Origin of the sequence: Gemmiger formicilis, assembly GCF_016900095.1 — a bacterium.
GTDB classification, from domain to species: Bacteria; Bacillota; Clostridia; order Oscillospirales; family Ruminococcaceae; genus Gemmiger; species Gemmiger formicilis_A.
The window spans coordinates 1-4,026 of sequence record NZ_JACJJP010000060.1 but is presented as its reverse complement, the minus strand read 5'-3'; the positions used below and the strand labels follow the sequence as shown (position 1 = coordinate 4,026).

Here is a 4,026-nt window from a genome sequence, read left to right as displayed (position 1 = left end):
CACAGGAGGTTCTTTCTCTTCACTAAAGTATTTTTTATCCACCCCCAGTTGAACTGGGGGATTTTATCATGCCTATTCGGCGCCATGAAAAAGCCGGCCCCGATGTGTCGGGACCGGCTTTTGGTTGCACGGAACGGAAATTACTTGCGCAGGCGCTTGTCGCAGCGGACCGCCAGCCAGGTGCCGATGGACTGGAAGACCTGCACCATCACGACCAGCAGCACCGTGGCCACCACCATGATCAGATACTTGTAACGGTAGTAGCCGTAATTGATGGCGATCTGGCCCAGGCCGCCGCCGCCGATGATGCCGGCCATGGCGGAATATCCCAGGATGGTGGTCATGGCGATGGTGGTGTTGGAGATGAGCCCGGGCAGGCTTTCGGGGATCATGACCTTGGTGACGATCTGCAGCGGGGTGGCGCCCATGCTCTGGGCCGCCTCAATGACGCCGCCGTCCACCTCTCGCAGGCTGGTTTCCACCAGGCGGGACACAAAGGGGAAGGACGCCATGAACAGGGGGATGATGGATGCAGGGGTACCGATGGAGGTACCCAGCACCACCATGGACAAAGGCAGCACCGCAATCATGAGAATCAGGAAGGGCACGCTGCGCAGCAGGTTGATGACCGCGTTGAGCAGGGTCATGAGCCAGCCGGGCAGAGGCAGAACCCCATCCTTCTCCCCCACCACCAGCAGCACACCCAGAGGCAGGCCCACCACCAGGGCCAGCAGGGTGGAAAAGAGGGTGGCGTAAAAGCTTTCCCAGGTGGCAAAGGGCAGGTTGGGCAGGTTGTCCATCAGGACCTGCCATTCATCCGAAGCAAACAGAAATTCCATTATGCCTGCACCTCCTCATAGGTCAGCCCGGGATAATTGCGGATATAGGCGATGGCCTTTTCGGCCTCGTCGGCGTTGTCGGGCAGAGCCAGCAGCATGCTGCCCAGGGTCTGTCCGTTGATGCTGCGGGTGTCTGCCGCCACAATGGAGACAAGAGCCCCGCACTCGATGGCCAGGCTGGCCACCAGCGGTTTGTCGGTGGTCTGGGTGCCGTTGAAGGCCACCCGCACCAGCCGGTGTCCGGCGGGCAGTTCGCCCTGGGGTGCCCCCGCCGGGAAGACCAGGCGGCGGGCCGCCGGGGTCTTGGGGTTGGAGAAGATCTCGGCCACCGAGCCCTGCTCCACCACCTTACCGGCGTCCAGGATGGCCACATGCTGGCAGACCTGTTCCACCACGCTCATCTGGTGGGTGATGATCACCACCGTGATACCCAGTTCCCGGTTGATGTTCTGGATCAGCTGCAGGATGGCGTGGGTGGTGTTGGGGTCCAGGGCGCTGGTAGCTTCGTCGCACAGCAGCACCTTGGGGTCGGTGGCCAGGGCGCGGGCGATGGCCACACGCTGCTTCTGGCCGCCGGACAGCTGGGCGGGGTAGCTTTCGGCCTTGTCGGGCAGGCCCACCAGCGCCAGCAGTTCCCGGGCGCGGGCCTCGGCCTTGTCTTTGGGCACGCCGGCCAGCTCCATGGGGAAGCAGACGTTTTTCAGGCAGTTGCGCTGCATGAGCAGGTTGAACTGCTGGAAGATCATGGCAATTTCCCGCCGGGCTTCCCGCAGGCCCCGGGCGTCCAGGGTCTCCATCCTGCGCCCGTTGACCACCACGCTGCCTTCGTCCGGCTTTTCCAGCATGTTGATGCACCGCACCAGGGTGGATTTGCCCGCCCCCGACATGCCGATGATGCCGAAGACATCCCCGTCCTGAATGGTCAGGTTGATGTCCTGAAGAGCGACCAGCGTGCCCGCCTTGGTGGCAAACCGTTTGGTCAGATGTTGCAGTTCGATCATGGTTGTGATTCCTCCCGCAGGGCCGGGTGTGACGCGGCGGAAGGGTTCCGCCGTCGGCCGCAGACAGCCGCGTTGTGTTTCATAAAAAGGGGAACGCCGGGTGGCGTTCCCGCTTTTATGCTATCATGTTTTTCAGAAAATGGCAACCACGGCGCCGCCATAGGTTTCGGTGATGTAATCCTTGACCTTCTGGCTCTTGAGGGCGGCGATGAGGGCCTTGGTGACAGGGGTTTCCTCGTTGCCTTCCTTCACCACCAGCACGTTGGCGTAGGTCTGGGCGGCTTCGCTGTCGGCGTCCTCGGCGGCAATAGCGTCAGCGGCGGAGGAGAAACCGGCTTCGGTGGCGTAGTTGCCGTTGATGACGGCCATATCCAGAGAGGCCAGCTGACGGGGCAGCTGAGCGGCCTCCATCTCCACAATATCCAGGTTCTTGGGGTTGTCCTGGATATCGTTCTTGGTGGCGGTCAGGCCGGCGCCGTCCTTCAGGGTGATCAGGCCCTGGGCGGCCAGCAGCTGCAGGGCGCGGGCTTCGTTGGTGGTGTCGTTGGGCACGCCGATCTTGGCGCCGTCGGCCAGCTCGTCCAGGGTCTTGGTCTTGCCCGGATACAGGCCCAGGGGCTCATAGTGGATGGCAGCCACGCTCACCAGATGGGTGCCGTTTTCCTCGTTGAAGTTTTCCAGGTAAGGACCGTGCTGGAAGTAGTTGGCGTCCACTTCCCCGTTCTCGGTGGCCTTGTTGGGCTGGATATAGTCGGTGAATTCCACCACCTTCAGGTTGATGTCGGCCTGGGCCAGGATCTCACCGGCCACCTTCAGGATCTCGGCGTGGGGCACCGGAGAAGCCGCCACCGTGATGGTGGTGCCTTTCAGGGCTTCGTAGTCCACCGAGGAATCAAAACCGTCGCCGGTCAGGGCAGTGGTGTCCGCCTCGGCGGTGTCGGCGGTGGAGGTGGCGGCGGATTCCGAGGAAGACGGAGCGGTGCTCTCGGAAGCGGGAGCGCCGCCGCAGGCGGCCAGGCTCAGGGTCAGGGCAGCGGCCAGCAGGCCGGACAGAAGTTTCTTTTTCATGATTTCTTTCTCCTTTGATGGCTTGTTTTTTCAGGGAACGGCGCGTGGTTCAGCGGCGGCACATTCGCACACCGGGCTGTCGGCACTTGGGGCCGGTTTTCATAGGGGGTTCCTCCTTTTTGCAAGCGGCGGAAAACAAACAAAAAAGCGGCAGGGCGCTTTCGGCGCCCTGCCGCTGCTGCTTCCTGCCTCAGACCCGAAAAAACGGGCAAGGGGAAACATGCGCAGGTTGCCGAAGCCCACTGCACATGCACATCATCATACCATCACGGCGTTCGTTGAAGTTCATGACAGCATCCCCTTTCCGGCAAATTTTCAGATCGAATGGTGACAGTATACCCTCTTTGCCCGCCTGTGTCAAGGCTTTTGTGCGGAAAAATCGGCGGCGAAAAAGTTTTCCTATATTTTTTCTATGTTTTTCTTGCCTGGAGGCCCCAAACTTGGTATGATAAGGCTGTTATTGTTAGCAAAGGGAGGTTTCCTCATGAAATTTTCGACCAGGGACCGGTATGCGCTGCGCCTGATGGTGGAACTGGCCAACTGCGGCCCGGATGAGCCGCTATCCCTGAAAAGCGTGAGCGAAAGCCAGCAGATCAGCCAGAAGTATCTGGAGCAGATCGTCACCCCGCTGGCCCGGGCGGGCCTGGTGGCCAGCATCCGGGGCAGCCAGGGCGGGTATCGTCTGACCCGCCCCGCCCCCGAGATCACCGCCGGGGATATTCTGCGCGCCATCGAGGGCGATCTGGTCCCCATCCCCTGCCTGTCCAGCCAGGCCGAAGCCTGCCCGCGGCGGCCCCAGTGCCATACCATCGGATTCTGGGACGGTCTGCGCCAGGTGATTGACCGGTATGTGGACGGCATCACCCTGGAAGAGCTGCGCACCATGACCGCCGACGATCTGCCGCCGGCCGACCCGGAATAAGTCTGCCACATCAAAAATCCCCCGACCGGATTGGGTCGGGGGATTTTTTCATGTAAACAGATGGATGTTATGCCGCGGGTGTATCCTGCACACTTTCGGGGGCCTGGACCACCTCATTGGCCGGAGGCTCAGCCGCCTGGTCCGGCACCGGGGTTTCCTGTACTTCAGGCACCGGCGTGGGGGTGGGGTCCGGGGC

5 protein-coding genes are annotated in these 4,026 nt (G+C 61.8%); 2 read left to right on the top strand and 3 right to left on the bottom strand.

The features are described from left to right. Positions 1-140 precede the first annotated feature (140 nt). The 3 genes from H6B15_RS15070 to H6B15_RS15060 all read right to left on the bottom strand — a co-directional run bounded on the left by H6B15_RS15070 (position 141) and on the right by H6B15_RS15060 (position 2,908). A complete protein-coding gene (locus H6B15_RS15070; RefSeq protein ID WP_243424443.1) occupies positions 141-800 on the bottom strand; it encodes a methionine ABC transporter permease in 660 nt (219 codons plus the stop codon). A gap of 38 nt (positions 801-838) precedes the next feature. After that, a complete protein-coding gene (locus H6B15_RS15065; protein ID WP_204648826.1) occupies positions 839-1,840 on the bottom strand; it encodes a methionine ABC transporter ATP-binding protein in 1,002 nt (333 codons plus the stop codon). A 132-nt stretch (positions 1,841-1,972) separates the two neighbouring features. Further along, positions 1,973-2,908 (bottom strand): MetQ/NlpA family ABC transporter substrate-binding protein, encoded by a 936-nt coding sequence (locus H6B15_RS15060; RefSeq protein ID WP_204648825.1) that lies wholly within the window; start codon positions 2,906-2,908, stop codon positions 1,973-1,975. Here H6B15_RS15060 and H6B15_RS15055 point away from each other — a divergent pair. Then, positions 2,907-3,239, top strand: coding sequence for a hypothetical protein (locus H6B15_RS15055; RefSeq protein ID WP_204648824.1), 333 nt, complete (start codon positions 2,907-2,909; stop codon positions 3,237-3,239). The genes H6B15_RS15060 and H6B15_RS15055 overlap by 2 nt on opposite strands. A 153-nt stretch (positions 3,240-3,392) precedes the next feature. After that, entirely contained in the window at positions 3,393-3,830 is a 438-nt protein-coding gene (locus H6B15_RS15050) for an RrF2 family transcriptional regulator (RefSeq protein ID WP_204648823.1), read from the top strand. The last annotated feature ends 196 nt before the right edge of the window (positions 3,831-4,026 follow it).

Excerpts from the sequence above, each read along its gene's own strand:
- H6B15_RS15050 (WP_204648823.1), top strand. The coding sequence starts at position 3,393 with ATGAAATTTTCGACCAGGGACCGGTATGCGCTGCGCCTGATGGTGGAA.
- H6B15_RS15065 (WP_204648826.1), bottom strand. The coding sequence starts at position 1,840 with ATGATCGAACTGCAACATCTGACCAAACGGTTTGCCACCAAGGCGGGC.
- H6B15_RS15055 (WP_204648824.1), top strand. The coding sequence starts at position 2,907 with ATGATTTCTTTCTCCTTTGATGGCTTGTTTTTTCAGGGAACGGCGCGT.
- H6B15_RS15070 (WP_243424443.1), bottom strand. The coding sequence starts at position 800 with ATGGACAACCTGCCCAACCTGCCCTTTGCCACCTGGGAAAGCTTTTAC.
- H6B15_RS15060 (WP_204648825.1), bottom strand. The coding sequence starts at position 2,908 with ATGAAAAAGAAACTTCTGTCCGGCCTGCTGGCCGCTGCCCTGACCCTG.